Origin of the sequence: Anoxybacillus andreesenii (genome assembly GCF_030813005.1) — a bacterium.
GTDB lineage: Bacteria > Bacillota > Bacilli > Bacillales > Cytobacillaceae > Robertmurraya > Robertmurraya andreesenii.
Genome location: NZ_JAUSTU010000003.1, coordinates 177,373 through 194,367, shown reverse-complemented (window position 1 = coordinate 194,367; position 16,995 = coordinate 177,373). Strand labels below are relative to the sequence as shown.

At 41.3% G+C, this 16,995-nt stretch carries 15 protein-coding genes; 14 read left to right on the top strand and 1 reads right to left on the bottom strand.

The features are described 5' to 3' along the window. Positions 1-14 precede the first annotated feature (14 nt). The 6 genes from nikB to J2S07_RS04585 all read left to right on the top strand — a co-directional run bounded on the left by nikB (position 15) and on the right by J2S07_RS04585 (position 6,508). Complete coding sequence (gene nikB, locus J2S07_RS04610; RefSeq protein WP_307149231.1) at positions 15-962, top strand: nickel ABC transporter permease; 948 nt, start codon at positions 15-17, stop codon at positions 960-962. A 42-nt stretch (positions 963-1,004) separates the two neighbouring features. After that, positions 1,005-1,913, top strand: coding sequence for an ABC transporter permease (locus J2S07_RS04605; RefSeq protein WP_307149230.1), 909 nt, complete (start codon positions 1,005-1,007; stop codon positions 1,911-1,913). Positions 1,914-1,946: 33 nt separating this feature from the next. Beyond that, on the top strand, positions 1,947-3,581 hold the full coding sequence (locus J2S07_RS04600; protein WP_307149229.1) for an ABC transporter substrate-binding protein: 1,635 nt from the start codon (positions 1,947-1,949) through the stop codon (positions 3,579-3,581). 116 nt (positions 3,582-3,697) lie between these two features. After that, positions 3,698-4,669: an MBL fold metallo-hydrolase gene (locus J2S07_RS04595; RefSeq protein ID WP_370872787.1), complete on the top strand. Its 972-nt coding sequence runs from the start codon at positions 3,698-3,700 to the stop codon at positions 4,667-4,669. Between the two features lie 69 nt (positions 4,670-4,738). Then, a complete protein-coding gene (locus tag J2S07_RS04590; RefSeq protein WP_307149227.1) occupies positions 4,739-5,911 on the top strand; it encodes a thiolase family protein in 1,173 nt (390 codons plus the stop codon). A gap of 33 nt (positions 5,912-5,944) precedes the next feature. Continuing rightward, positions 5,945-6,508 carry a TetR/AcrR family transcriptional regulator gene (locus tag J2S07_RS04585; protein ID WP_307149226.1) on the top strand — a complete coding sequence of 188 codons (564 nt, stop codon included), beginning with the start codon at positions 5,945-5,947 and terminating at the stop codon, positions 6,506-6,508. Between the two features lie 158 nt (positions 6,509-6,666). Here J2S07_RS04585 and J2S07_RS04580 read toward each other — a convergent pair whose 3' ends face one another. Then, on the bottom strand, positions 6,667-7,287 hold the full coding sequence (locus tag J2S07_RS04580; RefSeq protein WP_307149225.1) for a PdaC/RsiV family protein: 621 nt from the start codon (positions 7,285-7,287) through the stop codon (positions 6,667-6,669). Between the two features lie 226 nt (positions 7,288-7,513). Here J2S07_RS04580 and J2S07_RS04575 point away from each other — a divergent pair, with 226 nt between their 5' ends. From J2S07_RS04575 to J2S07_RS04540, 8 genes are all read left to right on the top strand, one after another. Then, the gene (locus tag J2S07_RS04575; RefSeq protein WP_307149328.1) at positions 7,514-8,506 is read left to right on the top strand and encodes a LacI family DNA-binding transcriptional regulator; all 993 of its coding nucleotides are present in this window, start codon (positions 7,514-7,516) and stop codon (positions 8,504-8,506) included. A gap of 84 nt (positions 8,507-8,590) precedes the next feature. Further along, positions 8,591-10,021: an aldehyde dehydrogenase family protein gene (locus J2S07_RS04570; RefSeq protein WP_307149327.1), complete on the top strand. Its 1,431-nt coding sequence runs from the start codon at positions 8,591-8,593 to the stop codon at positions 10,019-10,021. Next, complete coding sequence (locus J2S07_RS04565) at positions 10,022-11,203, top strand: iron-containing alcohol dehydrogenase (protein WP_307149224.1); 1,182 nt, start codon at positions 10,022-10,024, stop codon at positions 11,201-11,203. A gap of 53 nt (positions 11,204-11,256) precedes the next feature. Continuing rightward, positions 11,257-12,093 (top strand): AhlS family quorum-quenching N-acyl homoserine lactonase, encoded by an 837-nt coding sequence (ahlS, locus tag J2S07_RS04560; RefSeq protein WP_307149223.1) that lies wholly within the window; start codon positions 11,257-11,259, stop codon positions 12,091-12,093. Positions 12,094-12,542: 449 nt separating this feature from the next. Then, positions 12,543-13,844, top strand: coding sequence for an ABC transporter substrate-binding protein (locus tag J2S07_RS04555; protein ID WP_370872786.1), 1,302 nt, complete (start codon positions 12,543-12,545; stop codon positions 13,842-13,844). Positions 13,845-14,028: 184 nt separating this feature from the next. Next, positions 14,029-14,976: a carbohydrate ABC transporter permease gene (locus J2S07_RS04550; RefSeq protein ID WP_307149221.1), complete on the top strand. Its 948-nt coding sequence runs from the start codon at positions 14,029-14,031 to the stop codon at positions 14,974-14,976. Position 14,977: 1 nt separating this feature from the next. Next, positions 14,978-15,826 carry a carbohydrate ABC transporter permease gene (locus tag J2S07_RS04545; RefSeq protein WP_307149220.1) on the top strand — a complete coding sequence of 283 codons (849 nt, stop codon included), beginning with the start codon at positions 14,978-14,980 and terminating at the stop codon, positions 15,824-15,826. 92 nt (positions 15,827-15,918) lie between these two features. Continuing rightward, positions 15,919-16,944 carry a LacI family DNA-binding transcriptional regulator gene (locus tag J2S07_RS04540; RefSeq protein WP_307149219.1) on the top strand — a complete coding sequence of 342 codons (1,026 nt, stop codon included), beginning with the start codon at positions 15,919-15,921 and terminating at the stop codon, positions 16,942-16,944. Positions 16,945-16,995 lie beyond the last annotated feature (51 nt).

Genomic DNA, 16,995 nt, shown 5'->3' with positions numbered 1-16,995 from the left:
AGGGGGGGAGTGGGATGTTTGAGTATATTTTCAAACGGTTCCTATACGGAATAATTGTTCTTTTCATCATGACTGCTTTTGTATTTATCCTCATGAGAGCTGTACCTGGCGATGTTGTTACTCTACAACTCGCTAATTCCGGTGCATCTGAAGAGCAAATGAGCGCACTAAAGGCAGAACTAGGCCTTGATAAAAATGTATTTGGACAGCTGAGTGATTGGATCGCCCGTGCTGTACAGGGGGACTTAGGTAATTCTTTGTGGTCCGGTCAGAGTGTATCAGAAGTAATTGTTGATAGGCTACCGATTACCTTACAGCTAGCAATTATGTCCATTATTTTGGCTATCATCATTGGTATCCCTATTGGAGTCATTTCAGCAGTCAAGCAAAATAAGCTGATCGATCATTTGCTCCGGATCCTATCAGTAGGCGGTTTATCGATTCCTAATTTTTGGCTGGGTTTAATCCTGCTAACAGGGCTTTCCCTTCTATTAAATTGGATACCACCGATTGGCTATCAATCCTTTGCCGAGAATCCGATTGTTAATTTGCAGCAAATGATCCTGCCAGCCATATGCTTAGCGATTACGCTTAGTGCAAGTATTGTCCGGATGACTCGCTCGGCTGTATTGGAGGTTTTACATTCAGAGTTCATTCGAACCGTTCGTTCCAAAGGGGCAAAGGAAAGGATCGTCATTTTCAAGCATGCGTTAAGAAACTCTTTGGTTTCTGTTATTACATTAATTGGTTTACAAATCGGTTACCTCCTTGGCGGAACAGTTGTACTGGAATCCATTTTCTCGCTTCCAGGCTTAGGGAGCTTGATCTTTGAATCGGTGTTATCAAGAGACTATCCCATCGTTCAGTCATCCGTATTAATATTTGGGGCGATGTTCTTACTGGTCAATTTGCTAGTTGACATTATGTATGGGTGGGTAGACCCGAGAATCAGGACGAGATGAGCACCGTATTAAACTGGATAGATAGAAAAGGAAGTGATCAAAATGTCCCAGGTTCAATTAGAGTCCTCTCTGTCTAAAAATAGGATAACGACGGGCAGAAGTGCTCACTTGTTAAAATTCAAAGAGGAATGTAAACGCTTTATCTTTACCCAAAAGATTGGTTTTTTAGCTCTATTGGTCATTGTTGCGGTCGTTGTCATTGCAATTCTTGCGCCCGTCATTGCACCATACGATCCAGTCACTCAAAACCGGGATGCTTTCCTTTCGGGACCGAGTTCTCAAAACTTAATGGGAACGGATGATTTAGGGCGAGATATTTTTAGCAGAATTGTTTTTGGTTCTCGAATTTCCTTAATTGTGGGGTTTGTGACCGTGATTATTTCCATTACGATGGGCGTGCTAATTGGAATGGTCTCCGGATACTTCGGCGGTATTGTCGATATGGTGATTCAGAGAATTATGGATGCGATTATGTCAATTCCGGCCTTGATTTTGGCTCTATTTATTGCAGCCCTACTAGGTCCTGCCATACAAAATGTCATCATTGCCCTTGTAATTATCGAGATCCCTCGGTTTGCGCGGATTGTCAGGGGAGAAATGCTACGAATACGGGAAACGAATTATGTGGAGGCTTCTCGTTCAGTAGGGGCCCACGCTTTTCGAATCATTCTAAAGCATGGTCTGCCTAATATGATGGCGCCGATCATCGTTATGGCAAGCTTGGCCTTTGGTCAAACCATTATTGCGGAAGCATCTCTTAGCTTTCTAGGAATTGGAACTCCACCGCCAAATCCTTCATGGGGATTGATGCTTAGTGATGCGAGCCGCTATATGGAAAGCGCACCGTGGCTTGTGCTATTTCCCGGCTTGGCTCTAAGTGTATTAGTTTTAGCATTCAATTTGTTAGGTGATGCTCTAAGGGATTTCTTAGATCCGAAGAATTCATCCTAAGGTAAGAAAACTACCGATATTGGGGGAAGAATGATGAATAAAAAATGGAAGCTCATCGTTAACTTTTTGTTAATCGGATTACTTTTATTGGTCATAAGTGCCTGCTCCTCTGAAAAAACAAACAAGGGAAATGAGAAAGGGAATGAAAGCACTTCAAATGAAGGGGGCTCATCTGAACCAAAACATGGAGGAACTTATACGATTTTATCACCCGCAGACCCAGATATGCTAGACCCTCATCGTCAATCTTCCATCTATACACATCAGCTAGCTGGTTTAGTGTATAACAAGCTCGTTTCATATGAAACAGGGCCAGGAGTAGAATTTACGGATTATAATGTGGTGCCGGATCTTGCTGAGAAGTGGGATATATCCGAAGACGGGAAGGTATATACATTTTATTTACGAGAAGCTTACTGGCACGATAAGGAACCGGTAAATGGGCGACAAGTAACGGCAGAAGATGTCGTTGCAACGATGGAAAGGATCATTAGTCTTCCTGGCCATCAGGCAGCTCTTTTATCAGAAGTGGAAAGTATCGAAGCCAAGGATGATCAAACGGTTGTCTTTACATTAAAACAGCCCTTTGCCCCATTTCTAAATTTTATGGCCAACCACTTTATGTGGATTTTGCCCAAAGAGGCAGCGGAAGGAAAATTTGATTTAGCAACGGACGCTATCGGGACAGGGCCATTTGTTTTAGAGGAATGGAAGGATAATATTGAAGCGAAGTACAAACGGAATCCAAACTATTATGAAGAGGGAAAACCATATTTGGATGGAGTAATTTTCAAAGTAGTTCCTGATCCTACGGCGAGGTTAGCAGCCATGCGAACTGGGCAAACGGATGCGGTATCTCAGATTTCCCCTGAGGAGTTAAACCAGCTAATTAAGAGCAATCCCGAAATCACTGTGTTTGAAGCGATGTTTCCAACCCAGGAACAAATCTATATGGATATGAAAAAGAAACCGTTCGATGATATCCGCGTACGGAAAGCGATTAGCTTAGCTGTTGACCGCCAATCCATGGTTGATCGGATTTATGGCGGCGGGGAAATAAGCAGTCCAGTCAATCCTTCATTAGGGAAATGGGCATTACCACTAGAGGAAAGAAAAGAGCTCATGCCTTATGACCCGGATCAAGCGAAAAAGCTACTGGCTGAGGCGGGATATCCTGATGGCTTTGATACAAAGCTGATGGTAACGGACGGGTATGGAGAGCAATTGGTCCGTGTTGCCCAATGGGTGGCCGAGGATTTAAGAAATATTGGGATTAACGCAGAGATTGAAGTCGTCGAGTATGCAACCTACTTCTCAGAGAGATGGCCAAAAGTCGATTATGAGATGGGAATCGGCTATCAAACTTATTTTCAGGAGCCGGATGAATGGTTGAGAACACAGCTTCACACAAAAGGTACCCGAAACTGGTATCACATCTCCGATCCAGAACTTGATAAAATGCTTGATGAACAAAGAGTCATCAATGATGTGGATGAGAGAAGAGAGTATGTACATGATATCCAGCGTTATGTATTAGAAAATTTAGTCAATCCAATTCCTTTAACAACCTATCATACAAAGACACCAAGAATGCCATATGTGAAAGATGCTTATCCTCATGCTTCTTATGGTTATGGCTATTTGAGGAATGTTTGGCTGGATAAATAGATTCGCAGAAAGATTGAAAAATGGTAGAAGGGAAAATCCAGCATTTAAAAAGCGGATTTTCCCTGTTCCTGACACTGGAGGGAAATAAGATAGGCAAATACCTTAAGACAAAGGAAATGAGGAAAGTGCAGAGAGTTGAAAAATTAGAGCTACCTACGAGCTTTCCGGTAGGTCCTGTGCATGTATTTATCGTATTCGGAGAAAAGCTTACCCTCATTGATACGGGGTTAAATCTTGACCAGGCATGGAAAGATTTGAATGATGGGTTGCACACCTTAGATGTAAGATTGGAGGATTTAGACCAAATCGTGTTAACTCATCATCATAATGACCATGCTGGAATGCTTCATCGAATCTTAGAGGTACAACCGTCGATTGATGTCTACACACATGAAAATACGAAAATCTATCTGCAAGATAAAGAGTTTTCGAAATGGAGCGGTGAATATTTTGATAAGCTTTTTTACGAGTTCGGTTTACCAAAGAAAATAATAGATTCTTTTACCTTTCGAAAAAAGAATCGAAGAACGATAGATGGCATCACATTTCATGACATATTACATGAAGGTGCTACGGTACCGGGGATGCAAGGCTGGCAGGTGATCGAGACAAAGGGTCATTCAATGGATCATATTTCATTATATTGTCCTGAAGACGAGCTGTTCCTTTGTGGAGACCATATCATCCAGGATATGCATGCAGGAATTTTCTTGGATGCTCCTCTTCAGGGGGAGCCTAGACCCAAAATGCTGATTGAGTATATAAGAGATTTAGAAAAATGTAAAAAGCTCCCTGCTAAGCTTACCTATTCGAGCCATGGCCCAGAATTTACAAATCTCCCTAAAGTCATTGATGAGGAATTGCGGAATATCGATCATCGCATCGTCCGAACGGTAGAAGCCTTAAAAAAATTGGGTGGAAAAGGGACCGGCTTTGAAATCATTCAGGAAATGTATCAGAAGCGTCTGAATAAAGCGATTGTGTCTTTCATGTTTGAAATATTCAGTGTCCTGCAGCTTTTGGAAGTGAAAAATAGGGTTGTGGTTGAAAAAGTGAATGGGGTTTATCAATATCGACTCGTAGAATAGTAGAAATGTGGTTTTAATCAGAATGGAAAAAATGTTCATGGAAAACTATTGAAGAAGGAGTAGATAATGATGAAAAGAGAAGCAGTTATCGTTTCAGCTGTTAGAACGGCTATTGCCAAGCAGGGAGGGTCCTTAGCAGCTGTTCCTGCCCATATATACGGTGCTGAAGTGATAAAGGAAGCTGTAAAAAGGGCGAAGATTACTCCGAATATGATTGACGATTGTATCTTTGGAAATGTTTTAAGCGGTGGTGGAAATATTGCTAGACTAACAGCATTGCAGGCTGGGTTGCCTATGAAAGTACCGGGAATGACGATGGATCGTCAGTGCGGCTCTGGTATTAATGCCGTTGCACTTGCTGCCCAGGCAATCCAATCGGGTGCCGGGGATATCTATATTGCGGGCGGGATCGAGAGCATGAGCCGTGCGCCGTATTTAATGGAACGTCCAGAAAAGCCATATAGTTCAGCGCCACCATCTTTTCGAAGGGGACTTCTAGCTCCAGAGGAAATAGGTAATCCACCAATGGGGATAACCGCCGAGAACCTAGCAAGAGAATACAATATTTCTCGGGAGGAGCAGGATGAATTTTCCCTTAGGAGTCAGCAAAGAATGGCAAGAGCGATGGAGGAGGGAAGGTTTGAAGAACAAATTGTTCCGATCAAAATTCCTATCCGTAAGGGTGAACCGATTATTTTTGACAAAGATGAACATCCGCGTCCAAATTCGACCTTGGAGGGCCTAGCCAAATTACCAGCTGTCTTCCTGAAGAATGGTACAGTGACCGCTGGGAGTAGTTCTGGCTTAAATGATGCTGCGTCTGCATTAGTAATCATGGCGAGGGAAAAGGCGGAAGAGCTTGGAATTCAACCATTAGCTATGATTAGGGGAACTGTTGTAGCTGGAGTTGATCCGAATATTATGGGGATAGGTCCCGTTCCTGCAACAAGAAAGCTAATGGATAGGCTTGGTCTCACGGTCCACGATATGGATCTAGTTGAACTAAATGAAGCCTTTGCCGCACAGGTACTTGCCTGTAATCGAGAACTGGAAATCAGTCCGGATAAACTGAATGTAAATGGGGGAGCGATTGCACATGGTCATCCCCTTGGTGCTACTGGGGCCATTCTGATAACGAAGGCTCTATATGAATTGCATAGAATGAAAGGACGTTATGCACTGATCACCGCATGTATTGGGGGAGGGCAGGGAATTGCTACTGTTATTGAAAGAGAGTCGTAGAGTTTCCAAATCCGTTATGGAGTTGAAAAGCCTATGCAAGATAGAATTATAGAAGGTAGTGTCGATTTATTTGATAAGAAAGGCTTCAGCAAAACGTCCATTCAAGATATCGTCGATAGCATCGGAGTATCTAAAGGCACATTTTATTATTATTTTAATAGTAAGCAAGAGCTTTTAAGGGATATCCATCTAAACTACATTCAGAATCTTCTAGATAATCAAATGATTTATATGAATGATTCTACATTAAGCAATCGAGAAAAGTTACAAAAGATGGGCTATCTAATCATTAGCGGCATCAGAAAATCAGGTAAGAGTGCAAGAGTATTCAATCGGGAAGTGAGGCATCTAGAAGAGGAGCATATTAAACAGGTACATGCAATTAGACGGGAGTTCCGGATGAATGTTCAAAGGATTATCGAAGCAGGTATCAAAAATGGGGAGTTTCGAAGCGACTTAAGAAGTGATATCGTCACTTTCGGTATATTAGGAATGGTCAATCGGACTTATTCTTGGTACGACCCCGACGGAGAAGTGAAGGAAGAAGAATTGGTCGACATTTTTATTGAAATGCTGGTGAATGGGTTAAAAGGGTAAATTTCAAATATAGAAAAACCATCAAGGACGGTTCGAGGCTCACCTTGAGCTAATTGAACCGTCCTTGATGGTTTGTAGACATAAAAATAAGCACCTTTTAGTTTAGTATGAATTTCCTCGGACTCTGCTGCAAAGACTTCTTTAAATGCCTCATTCCCCTAATTATTTTCTGCCATGCGCCCGAGTGGACCAGACTCATCAATAATGTCTTGTAAGGAATAGACAGAGATAGGGAACATTGGGAAGCCGAAGACATAAGCAGTAAGCTCATATAACTGAAAATAGATGACGAGTGTTTTGTCTGCAATGTAAAAGTCCTGGTCGGGTTTGATTTTTGTAAACGGTTCTAGCATGAGAATGTCACGCTTTTTTATTTGTTTTTGCACGAGCTTGGAAATGCGGTTTACATAATTGCTATTTGGTTTAAACAAATCTTTAAGCTCACATTTTTTCTCTTTTTCCAAATCAAATGTTAACGATTTAATATACGTCATTCCATGGGCTGCATGGTGGTGATAAGTGTAATTCGAGAGGGACAAGCTGAGCACCTGCCGTTGGTTATTCTTGATTTCAAAGGTCCCAAGCACCTCCTCGACCGTTGATGATGTCTCTCCAACCTGTTGATTGATCAGCTCTTGTGTTTGTTCCACAATCGATCGATTAATATAACCTTCGAATACAGGAGATTTCGTGCCATATATATGAGGATAGTAAATCTTCTTCTTATCACCATTGCTTATTTTGAGGGCTCGAATAGGGACAGGAAATGAAATAGGCATCTATCATCATCCTTTTTCATTATCCTATTCAGTTTATCTAGAAAGTTCCCTAATTATGAAGTTGATTAGGGCAGCCAGTTAGGGCAGGGCTACTCTTAACAGAGAACAATATTCTAATAAGTTGAAAGAAATCTCCCCCTTTTCTGAACCTATCTTGGTATAATATGTAATAGATAGAAATCTTCTGTGAAGTAATGAGACATCACAATAGTAGGGGGAGAGGGAGATCGTATCTTCAAAAGATGTTGCTAAGTTAGCAGGCGTTTCTCAGACTACTGTATCGCGAGTATTGAATACACCTGAATTAGTGAAGCAGCCGACAGTAGAAAAAGTGTTAAAAGCGATTGAAGAATTGAATTATATTCCGAATGAAAGCGCTCGTTCATTAGTTCAAAAGAAAACGAATAGAATTGCACTACTGTCTGGGCCATTACATAACCCGTTTTTTTCTGATACAACAACAGCCATTGTCAATTATGCCAATAGCAAGGGATATAAAGTCGATGTGCAGTTTGTTAATGATGAAGCGGTTGAAAAAGCGTACGCTACATTTATGGAAAGGAGGGTAGATGGGATAATTCTATCTTGTATTTTGTATGATGACCCCTTTTTTGAGAAATTAAAAAAGTTGGATATCCCATTTATTACCTTCAACCGGAAACATAAGTCAAATGAGAATTTTGTAGAAATTGATAATAATAGAGCAGGTTGTTTGGCTGCTAAGACCCTTCTTGATTTAGGTCATAGACTTATTGCTTATCTTGGCGGACATTTAACGGTCAGTACATTTGCTAATCGCTTCCTTGGAGTTAGTAAAATATTGGGGCAAAGCCTTCAGGACTCCTTCATTTATCATTCCAATACATCACGTGAAAGCATTGTCCTTGGAATTGAACAGTTTTTGGCTCAACCAACGCAGCCAACTGCGATTATTTGTGGGTCTGATTCGATTGCGTTTCTTACGATCGATGAACTGCTAAAACGGGGAATTCGTATACCAGAGGATATAAGTATTATGGGAATTGACAATGTTGAGCTTGCTTCACATCAGCTTATTCAACTGACAACAATCGGTAACGAAACAGAACAGAATCTAGGTTTGCTGGCAATTATTGAATTGATTGAAATGATTGAAAATAAAAAAAATACTTGCATTCAAATCACCGAATCTGTTAGACTTTTCCATAGAAGGACTACTAGAAGATTTGAGCATGAATAAATACGTTTTCTCAGGATGACGTATTTTTTTCAGCATCAAAATGGTTACGTATTCATAACTGAATATTCAGAAAGGATGATAACGCTGAAGAAGTCAAATTATATTAATGGAGAGTGGATCCAAGCGGGTAACTATGCAGAATTGCTTTCACCTTACACTAGGGAGAGCATCGCTTTTATTCCACAAGCTTCGTTTGAGGAAGTGGAATTAGCGATTGAAGCAGCGGAAAAGACAAGAATGGAAATGGAAAATTTATCTGCATTAGAACGTGCCAATATTTTGTACGCCATTTCTGATGCATTTGCCAATCGGCGACTTGAGGCAGCGAAGCTTATTTCATTGGAAAGTGCAAAGCCATTAAAGTATGCACTTGGCGAAATTGATCGAACGATCGAAACGTATCGTTTTGCTGGAGATGAAGCAAAAAGACTTGTTGGTGAATTAATTCCAATGGATGCTGCAAGAACAGGTAAGGATCGGTTCGCCTATACGATTGAACAACCTTTAGGTGTGATTGGAGCGATTACTCCGTTTAATTTCCCTCAGAATCTTGTCGCACATAAGGTTGGACCAGCAATCGCAGCAGGAAATACGATCGTCTTGAAACCAGCTTCGCAAACCCCATTGTCAGCGCTGCTATTAGCAGAGATCATAGACAAAACTAACTTGCCAAAGGGTGCTTTTAATGTCGTCATTGGTAGCGGCGGCACAGTTGGTGAGCAGCTAATAAAAGACGAGCGCATTAAAATGATCACTTTCACAGGCAGTCCAAGTGTAGGAATCGGCATAAGAGAAAAGGCTGGGCTAAAGAGGGTAGCGCTTGAATTGGGATCGAATTCAGGAGTGATAATCGACCGTAATGTAAACCTAGAACCGATCGTAGGAAAATGTGTGACGGGTGCGTTCTCCAATCAGGGGCAGGTTTGTATTTCGCTGCAACGAATCTATGTGATGGAGGATTTGTTCGAGCCATTTATCACTGCTTTCATTGAGAAGACAAAGGTTCTGAAGGTCGGAGATCCATTAGATGAGGCAACTGATATATCTGCCATGATTCATGAGAAGGAACAAAAGCGAGCACTGCAATGGCTTGAAGAAGCGGTGGCCGCAGGTGCCAATGTAGAATACGGAGGACATGTAGAAAATGGAATCTTACAGCCTACGATTCTATCAGGAGTAAATGCGAGGTTAAAAGTGAGCTGTGAAGAAGTCTTTGCACCGATTGTCAGTGTCAATAAGATTAAATCGGTTGAAGAAGGAATCGAATCGATCAATGATTCTATGTTTGGCTTACAGGCAGGCATTTTTACAAGGGATATCCAAACTGCCTTTCACGCCTCTAAGAAATTAGAGGTTGGGGGCGTCATGATTAATGATATTCCAACCTATCGTGTTGACCAAATGCCTTATGGAGGGGTGAAACAGAGCGGTACAGGAAAAGAAGGATTGAAATATGCGATCCGTGAAATGACGGAAACAAAGCTCGTCGTTTGGAATCAAGAAGGAGGAATTTAGATGGCAGAAAAGATCACCTTTACCCCGGTAAGTTACACTGGTTGGGGATCGCTGCAGTTTTTAGAGCAAGAAGTGCAAAGATTCAATGGACGAAAGATTCTCCTTGTTACCGACCCATTTTTACATGAAATGGGATTGACAAAAAAAGTGATAGAGCCGCTGGAAGCCCTTGGTTTATCCATACAGATATATTCCAAGGTAGTACCAGAACCACCACTAGCGGTTGGGGAGGAGTTGGTCGACTTTGCACGCCGACACGAAAGTGATTTAGTCATTGGACTAGGGGGCGGAAGTGCGCTTGATTTAGCAAAGCTCGCGGGGGTTCTTTCAGTCCATGAAGGAAACGTGAAGGACTATTTAAATTTGACGGGAACCCGCTCGATTGATAAAAAAGGGCTGCCTACGATTTTAATTCCAACTACATCTGGTACAGGATCAGAAGTCACAAACATCTCAGTACTGTCTCTTGAATCAACGAAAGATGTCGTCACACATGACTACTTGCTGGCTGACGTAGCCATTGTTGATCCAGAGCTCACCCTTACTCTTCCGCCAAAAGTAACCGCTGCAACAGGGGTAGATGCACTAACCCATGCCATCGAAGCTTATATTTCAAAGAATGCCAGTCCCGTTTCAGATGCCCTTGCATTAAAGGCGATTCAGCTCATTAGTCAGGCGATTCGCACCGCGGTCCAAGATGGGACAAATAAACAAGCCCGTACCGATATGAGCTATGGGAGTTATTTAGCAGGTTTAGCGTTTTTCAATGCTGGGGTAGCTGGTGTTCATGCGCTTGCTTACCCGCTCGGCGGACAGTTTCATATTGCCCATGGTGATTCAAATGCCGTTTTACTGCCGTATGTAATGGGTTATATTCGTCAGTCCTGTGAGAAGCGCATGAAAGATATTTACGACACAATGGGTTTCAGTAGTGCCCATCTATCGCAAGTCGACGCCTCCTATAAATGCATTGATGAATTAAAGAGATTAGTAGAAGACGTAGGCATTCCATCGAGCTTAAAGGGCTTCAACATTACAGAAGAAGCCCTGGAAGGTTTGACAGAGGATGCTACAAAGCAAAAGAGATTGCTAGCACGAAGCCCAATGGCGCTAGAACGAGCCGATATTTTCACCATTTATAAGGCTGCCTATGATTCTGTCATTGTCGAAAAAAGGGGTTAAGCTTGAAGTTTTTAACTTTAAGCTCATCTTATAAAAGTAAAGGGGAGATTTAAATGTGTAACAACAAAAAGCTGTATGTTCTTGATACCGGAAAGATGAAAATGGATAAGAATTACATGATTGCCATGCATAATCCAGCAACCATTGACAATCCGAACCCTCCAGCTGAATTTGTTGAATTCCCAATTTACGCCGTGCTGATAGACCATCCAGAAGGGAAAATTTTGTTTGATACTGGTTGTAATCCAGAAGGAATGGGGAAAGAGGGACGTTGGCCAGAAGGGGTTCAGAAAGCATTTCCAGCATTCGCTAGCGAGGAATGCTATTTAATCAACCGTCTTGAACAGTTGAAAGTTCGACCTGAGGATATTAAGTATGTAGTTGCTTCCCATTTACATTTAGATCACGCTGGTTGCCTTGAGTTATTTACCAATGCCGAGATCATCGTCCATGATTCTGAGCTCTCCAATGTGATGAAAACCTTTGCTATGACCCGTGACATGGGTGCCTATATTTGGGGGGATGTGATGGCGTGGATTCAAAATAACCTACGTTGGCGCACAATTAAGCCTCATGAAACAGAAGTTCAGCTTGTAGACGGAATCAAAATTCTCAACTTTGGTCCTGGTCATGCCTACGGGATGCTCGGCCTGCACGTAGAACTCCCAGGGCATGGTAATATTTTACTTGCATCAGATGCACTTTATACAAAGGAAAGCTATGGCCCGCCCGTTAAACCACCTGGAATTCTATACGATTCCGTCGGCTACAGCTCAACAGTTGAACGCATTCGCCAATTTGCCGACCGTCACCAATCAGACATCTGGTTTGGTCATGATGCCAACCAATTTAAAACATTCATCAAATCGACCGATGGCTATTACGAATAATTAAGAGTAATTTCGTTCTTTCTAAAAGGAGCCCTTTGAACATCGAATTGTAGTTGAATACTTAATACAGGGAACGAATAGACCTTTTCGTCGGAGGAAAGGTCTATTTCAATTTCGTTTTGTTCCTCCTAAGCGTTAATACATTCGTGAAGACTACACTTATGTACGAAATCGGTTTCTAAACCCCGATTAAATCCATTCTCAAAATTCCCAGTTTTATCAATGTTTAAGGAGTAATTTATAAAATTTTCTATAAATTTAGAAATTTATGGTTGATTTTTATCATATTTATAGGCTAGTATATTAATGAAAGCGGTTTCCTTTATTTTTTTATAAAGTTTATGGAAAGCGGTTTCCTTAAACTAGAGGAGGTGTTTATTTACAAGTTTAATAGAAAGTGAGTTTGCGATAACTAAAACTAAAACATTGGGGGAATTCAATTGAAAAGGATGAAAAAATGGGTTGCCTTAGGGGTAGCTTCCTTGCTTGCTCTTTCATTAGCTGCCTGCAGCGAAAAGGATAATGAAAAGGCATCAAGTGATGGCTCGAAAGATTCAAAGGGTGGAAACGAACAAATTACGTTAGATTTTTGGACTTTTGGTGCAACAGGGTATGAAGACTTAGCGAAAGAATACGAGAATCAAAATCCCAATATCAAAATTAAGGTGAAATCCTCTGAAACTGCAGACCATCATGATGCCCTATTTACTGCTTTATCTGCAGGAAGCGGGGCACCAGATATTGCGATGCTGGAATTGGATCAGTTTGATCGTTTCAAGGTAGCTCAGGATCGTTTCGTCAACTTATATGACCATGGTGCGAAAGACGTGAAGGACCAGTACTTAGATTGGAAATGGAAATACGGCGAAAATGCTGAAGGGGATTTTCTATTTGGTCTTCCTACTGACATAGGTCCGAAAGCATTGTATTATCGCACGGATGTATTTGAGAAAGCAGGCCTTCCAACTGAGCCAGAGGAAGTGGCAAGCCTTATCAATTCCCCAGAAGCATTTGAACAAGCTGGTTTACAAGTGAAGGAAAAAACAGGTTTGTTTTTTATCGATAGTATTGAAATGGCGTTCCGTGCTTACTTAGATGCTGCCGATCCAGCATTATTGTCACCTGATAACGAATTATTGCTAGGTGACGATAGTGAAGCGAAGAAGGCATTTGACTATGCTGTTCACTTAAATGATCTAGGGATTGTAGGTAAATTTGAAATGTGGAGCCCAGAGTGGGCCAATGCCGTTAATAAGGGTGAGTTTGGAGTAGAATTAGGAGCTGGTTGGTTAAAAGGCTGGATGGAAGGAAATGCACCAGACGCAGTCGGAAAATGGAGAGTGGCTACTTTGCCAACAGATTTTGCGGCAAACTGGGGTGGTTCTTATATCGCAGTGCCAAATGAAACAAAGCATGCACAAGAAGCTTATGATTTTATTGAATGGCTCCTATCAGCAGAAAATCAATTCAAATCATTCCAAAGTCATGGATTATTCCCATCTGCCAAGGCTGTCTATGATATGGAAGAGTTTAAGACAAACGCAGATGAGTTTTTCGGCGGGCAGGCATCAGCTCCAGTATTTGCTGAAGCTGCCCAAGATATCTCTGGCATAGCTTTCAAGGGGGAAAAATACTTCCCAATCTATTCCGAAGTATTGAATGCTCTTAAGAATGTTCAAAATAATGGGACGGATCCAGAGAAAGAGTGGAAAGACGCTGTGAAGCGTGCGGAGGATTTATTAAAACGTTAATCTTGAGAATTTGAAGATAACGGTCGGCTTCCTTCAATGAGCGAGCCTTTCAGTGCAATCAGATAAGGTTCACGAAAAAAGGCCGGCCGTTCTTCCTATTCATCACCCACATGTGTGAAAATGATAGACGGATTTGGGGTCTCATTGGCACCATACATCCTCGAACTGGAAAAGAGGCGTGAAAATGAACTCGATTAGTAAGAAGGAATCTATATTTAAGAGGAAGAAATTCCGGTCTGAAGAACAAAAGGACAGGATTTCGGGATATTTATATATAGCGCCTTTCTTCATAATTTTTACACTTATCGGTCTATATCCCGCATTATTTAGTATTTATTTGGCCTTCCAAAAATGGAATGGGCTAGGTCCCATGACATTTAATGGATTAGAAAATTTCAAAATGGTGTTAACAGACCCCCTATTTTGGAAGTCCGTCTACAACACGATTGTAATGGGGATTATGGGGACAGCCCCCCAATTAATTGTCGGCCTTATTTTAGCCTACTTATTAAATATGGCTTTTCTTCGATTGAAGAGCTTCTTTCGTGTAACGATATTTATGCCTTATTTGACATCAATGGTGGCTGTAGCCCTAATATTCAGTGTGCTATTTAGTAATCATGATTCTTCCTTAGCCAATTATGTGTTAACTCATCTTTTCGGACTTGACCCCGTCACATGGGGAGCATCCGAGTGGGGAACGAAAATCGCGATTTCGATTATGGTGTTCTGGAGATGGGTTGGATACAACACCATTATTTATCTAGCAGGAATTCAGAGCATTCCGAATGATTTATATGAAGCAGCAACGATCGATGGAGCAAATAAGGTTCAGCAGCTGTTTTACATCACCATTCCAATGATGAAGCCATTTATTATCCTGACGGTATTTACTTCGACAGTTGGTGCGATGCAGCTATTCTCTGAACCGACGGTGTTCTTAGGAAGGGATGCATTTACCAGGGATGAAGCGATGACTATCGTCATGTACTTGTATCGAGATGCGTTTCGACTGCAGTCCTTTGGAACCGCTTCGGCAACCGCGATTATTCTATTAGTCATCATAACGGTGTTTGCAGTCTTGAATATCAGGTTAACCCAAGGCTTTGGCAAAAAGAAGAGAGGTGTGTAGGATGAGTAAACAAAAAGAGAAAAAGGGTAGAAAGCTATCAATAAGCAAAATCATTGTTTACTTGTTTTTATTCCTAGCCTCGCTTATTTCACTATTTCCTTTCTATTGGATGTTTGTGATGGCAACAAGGCCGAGTGCTGCCTATAACTCTATTCCGCCTGTACTAACACCAGGAAATATGATGGTTGAAAATTTTAAAAAAGTGTTAAGTCAAATCGATTTCTTCGGTGGCATGTGGAACTCCTTTGTCCTTTGTGCCATTGTAACGATCGTTGTTCTATTCATCAGTTCCCTAGCCGGTTTTGCTTTCGCCAAATTTAAATTTCCAGGGAAAAATGTCCTTTTTGTAGCGGTTCTTTTGACGATGATTATTCCACCGCAATTAGGGTTAATTCCACAATATTTCCTAATTTCAAAAGCGGGACTCCTTAATACCTTACCAGGGGTGATGATTCTATTCTTTCTTCATCCTCTAGGAATCTTTCTTATGAGGCAATATATATCAGAAGCGGTTCCTGATGAGCTTATTGAAGCTGCAAAGCTGGATGGGTGTTCGAACTTTCGAATTTTTCGAAGCATTGTTTTACCAATCATTTTACCTGCATTTGCAACATTAGGAATCATTGTCTTCACAGCTGTTTGGGGAGAATTCTTATGGCAGTTTACGATATTACGAGACCCAGAGATGTACACCATTCAAGTGGCTCTTGCACAGCTAAGCAACACGCAAAATGTCGATTTTGGAATGATTATGTCTGGAGTATTCTGGGCAACTGTTCCATTATTAGTTATTTTCCTATTATTTAACCGTTTATTTATTTCCAGTATTACTGAGGGCTCTGTGAAATAATTTTTCCTGTCCTTCTATTGTTTCCTGCACCAACTCTTAGTAATCTAAAGAATAGGAATATTATTATTTGATTGAAATTGAAGGGGAACACGATGAATTTAACGATAAAAGATATTGCAAAAATGGCAGGGGTTTCACAGTCAACCGTATCAAAGGTAATCAATAGCTATGGCGGAATTAGTGAGAGAACAAAGCAGAAAGTTGAGACCGTTATTAATGAAATGGGCTACCAGCCCAATTTTTCCGCAAGATCTCTTGCGACAAAAAAATCGAGTCTCATTGGCCTCATCTATGCGGGAAAAATCAATGTAGATATGACCCACCCTTATTTTAATGAGGTTATCTCAACCTTTAAGAAGAATATAGGCCTGCTTGGCTATGATATTTTAATGTTCTCAAATGAACATTTTCTGAAGGATAATGGCAGCTACATTGCAAGATGCCAGCATTTCAATGTGGACGGCTGCTTAGTTATTGCGGGGGAAGAGGTGGAGGATGCGACATTTGAACTAGCGGAAAGCGGTTTCCCTTGTATTGGGATCGATATCGAGTTAACCGGGCCAAAAGCAAGCTACGTGATGACCGATAATGTTAATCTTTCGCGAAGAGTCGTAGAGCATTTCTATTTGAATTCCATCAGAAAAATCGCCTTTATCGGTGGAATGCGTGAATCAGTGATTTCTAGTTTGCGAAAAAAAGGGTTTTTGGATGCGATCAATCAGTTTGGTCTTGAATTTCGAGAAGAATGGATTCAGTATGGTGATTTTCATGAAGAAAGCGGCTACGTCGCTATGAAGAGAATACTTGAAATGAGGGAGATCCCAGAAGCTGTCTTTGCCGCATCTGACATGATGGCCCTTGGTGCGCTAAGGGCTATTAGAGAGGCTGGACTCCAGGTTCCAAAGGATATCCGAATCGTTGGATGTGATGATATTGCTGCCTGTCGATACAGCGATCCGAAGCTTACGACAGTCAAACAGGATAAGGAAAGAATCGGCAAATTATCCGCTTATATGCTAAATGATTTCATTAATGGGAAGAGCCATATTAAGCCAGTGTTTACTGACTCTGAAATCATCGTACGAGATTCTTGTGGAACGAACAATAGCTTCTGGTAACCTTAGGATCATGGCAGATGTACAATGCCTTATGAAAGACTTTTGCATCGT

Coding starts and splice junctions, on each gene's coding strand:
- nikB (WP_307149231.1), top strand. CDS start 15: ATGTTTGAGTATATTTTCAAACGGTTCCTATACGGAATAATTGTTCTT.
- J2S07_RS04605 (WP_307149230.1), top strand. CDS start 1,005: ATGTCCCAGGTTCAATTAGAGTCCTCTCTGTCTAAAAATAGGATAACG.
- J2S07_RS04600 (WP_307149229.1), top strand. CDS start 1,947: ATGAATAAAAAATGGAAGCTCATCGTTAACTTTTTGTTAATCGGATTA.
- J2S07_RS04595 (WP_370872787.1), top strand. CDS start 3,698: ATGAGGAAAGTGCAGAGAGTTGAAAAATTAGAGCTACCTACGAGCTTT.
- J2S07_RS04590 (WP_307149227.1), top strand. CDS start 4,739: ATGAAAAGAGAAGCAGTTATCGTTTCAGCTGTTAGAACGGCTATTGCC.
- J2S07_RS04585 (WP_307149226.1), top strand. CDS start 5,945: ATGCAAGATAGAATTATAGAAGGTAGTGTCGATTTATTTGATAAGAAA.
- J2S07_RS04580 (WP_307149225.1), bottom strand. CDS start 7,287: ATGCCTATTTCATTTCCTGTCCCTATTCGAGCCCTCAAAATAAGCAAT.
- J2S07_RS04565 (WP_307149224.1), top strand. CDS start 10,022: ATGGCAGAAAAGATCACCTTTACCCCGGTAAGTTACACTGGTTGGGGA.
- ahlS (WP_307149223.1), top strand. CDS start 11,257: ATGTGTAACAACAAAAAGCTGTATGTTCTTGATACCGGAAAGATGAAA.
- J2S07_RS04555 (WP_370872786.1), top strand. CDS start 12,543: ATGAAAAAATGGGTTGCCTTAGGGGTAGCTTCCTTGCTTGCTCTTTCA.
- J2S07_RS04550 (WP_307149221.1), top strand. CDS start 14,029: ATGAACTCGATTAGTAAGAAGGAATCTATATTTAAGAGGAAGAAATTC.
- J2S07_RS04545 (WP_307149220.1), top strand. CDS start 14,978: ATGAGTAAACAAAAAGAGAAAAAGGGTAGAAAGCTATCAATAAGCAAA.
- J2S07_RS04540 (WP_307149219.1), top strand. CDS start 15,919: ATGAATTTAACGATAAAAGATATTGCAAAAATGGCAGGGGTTTCACAG.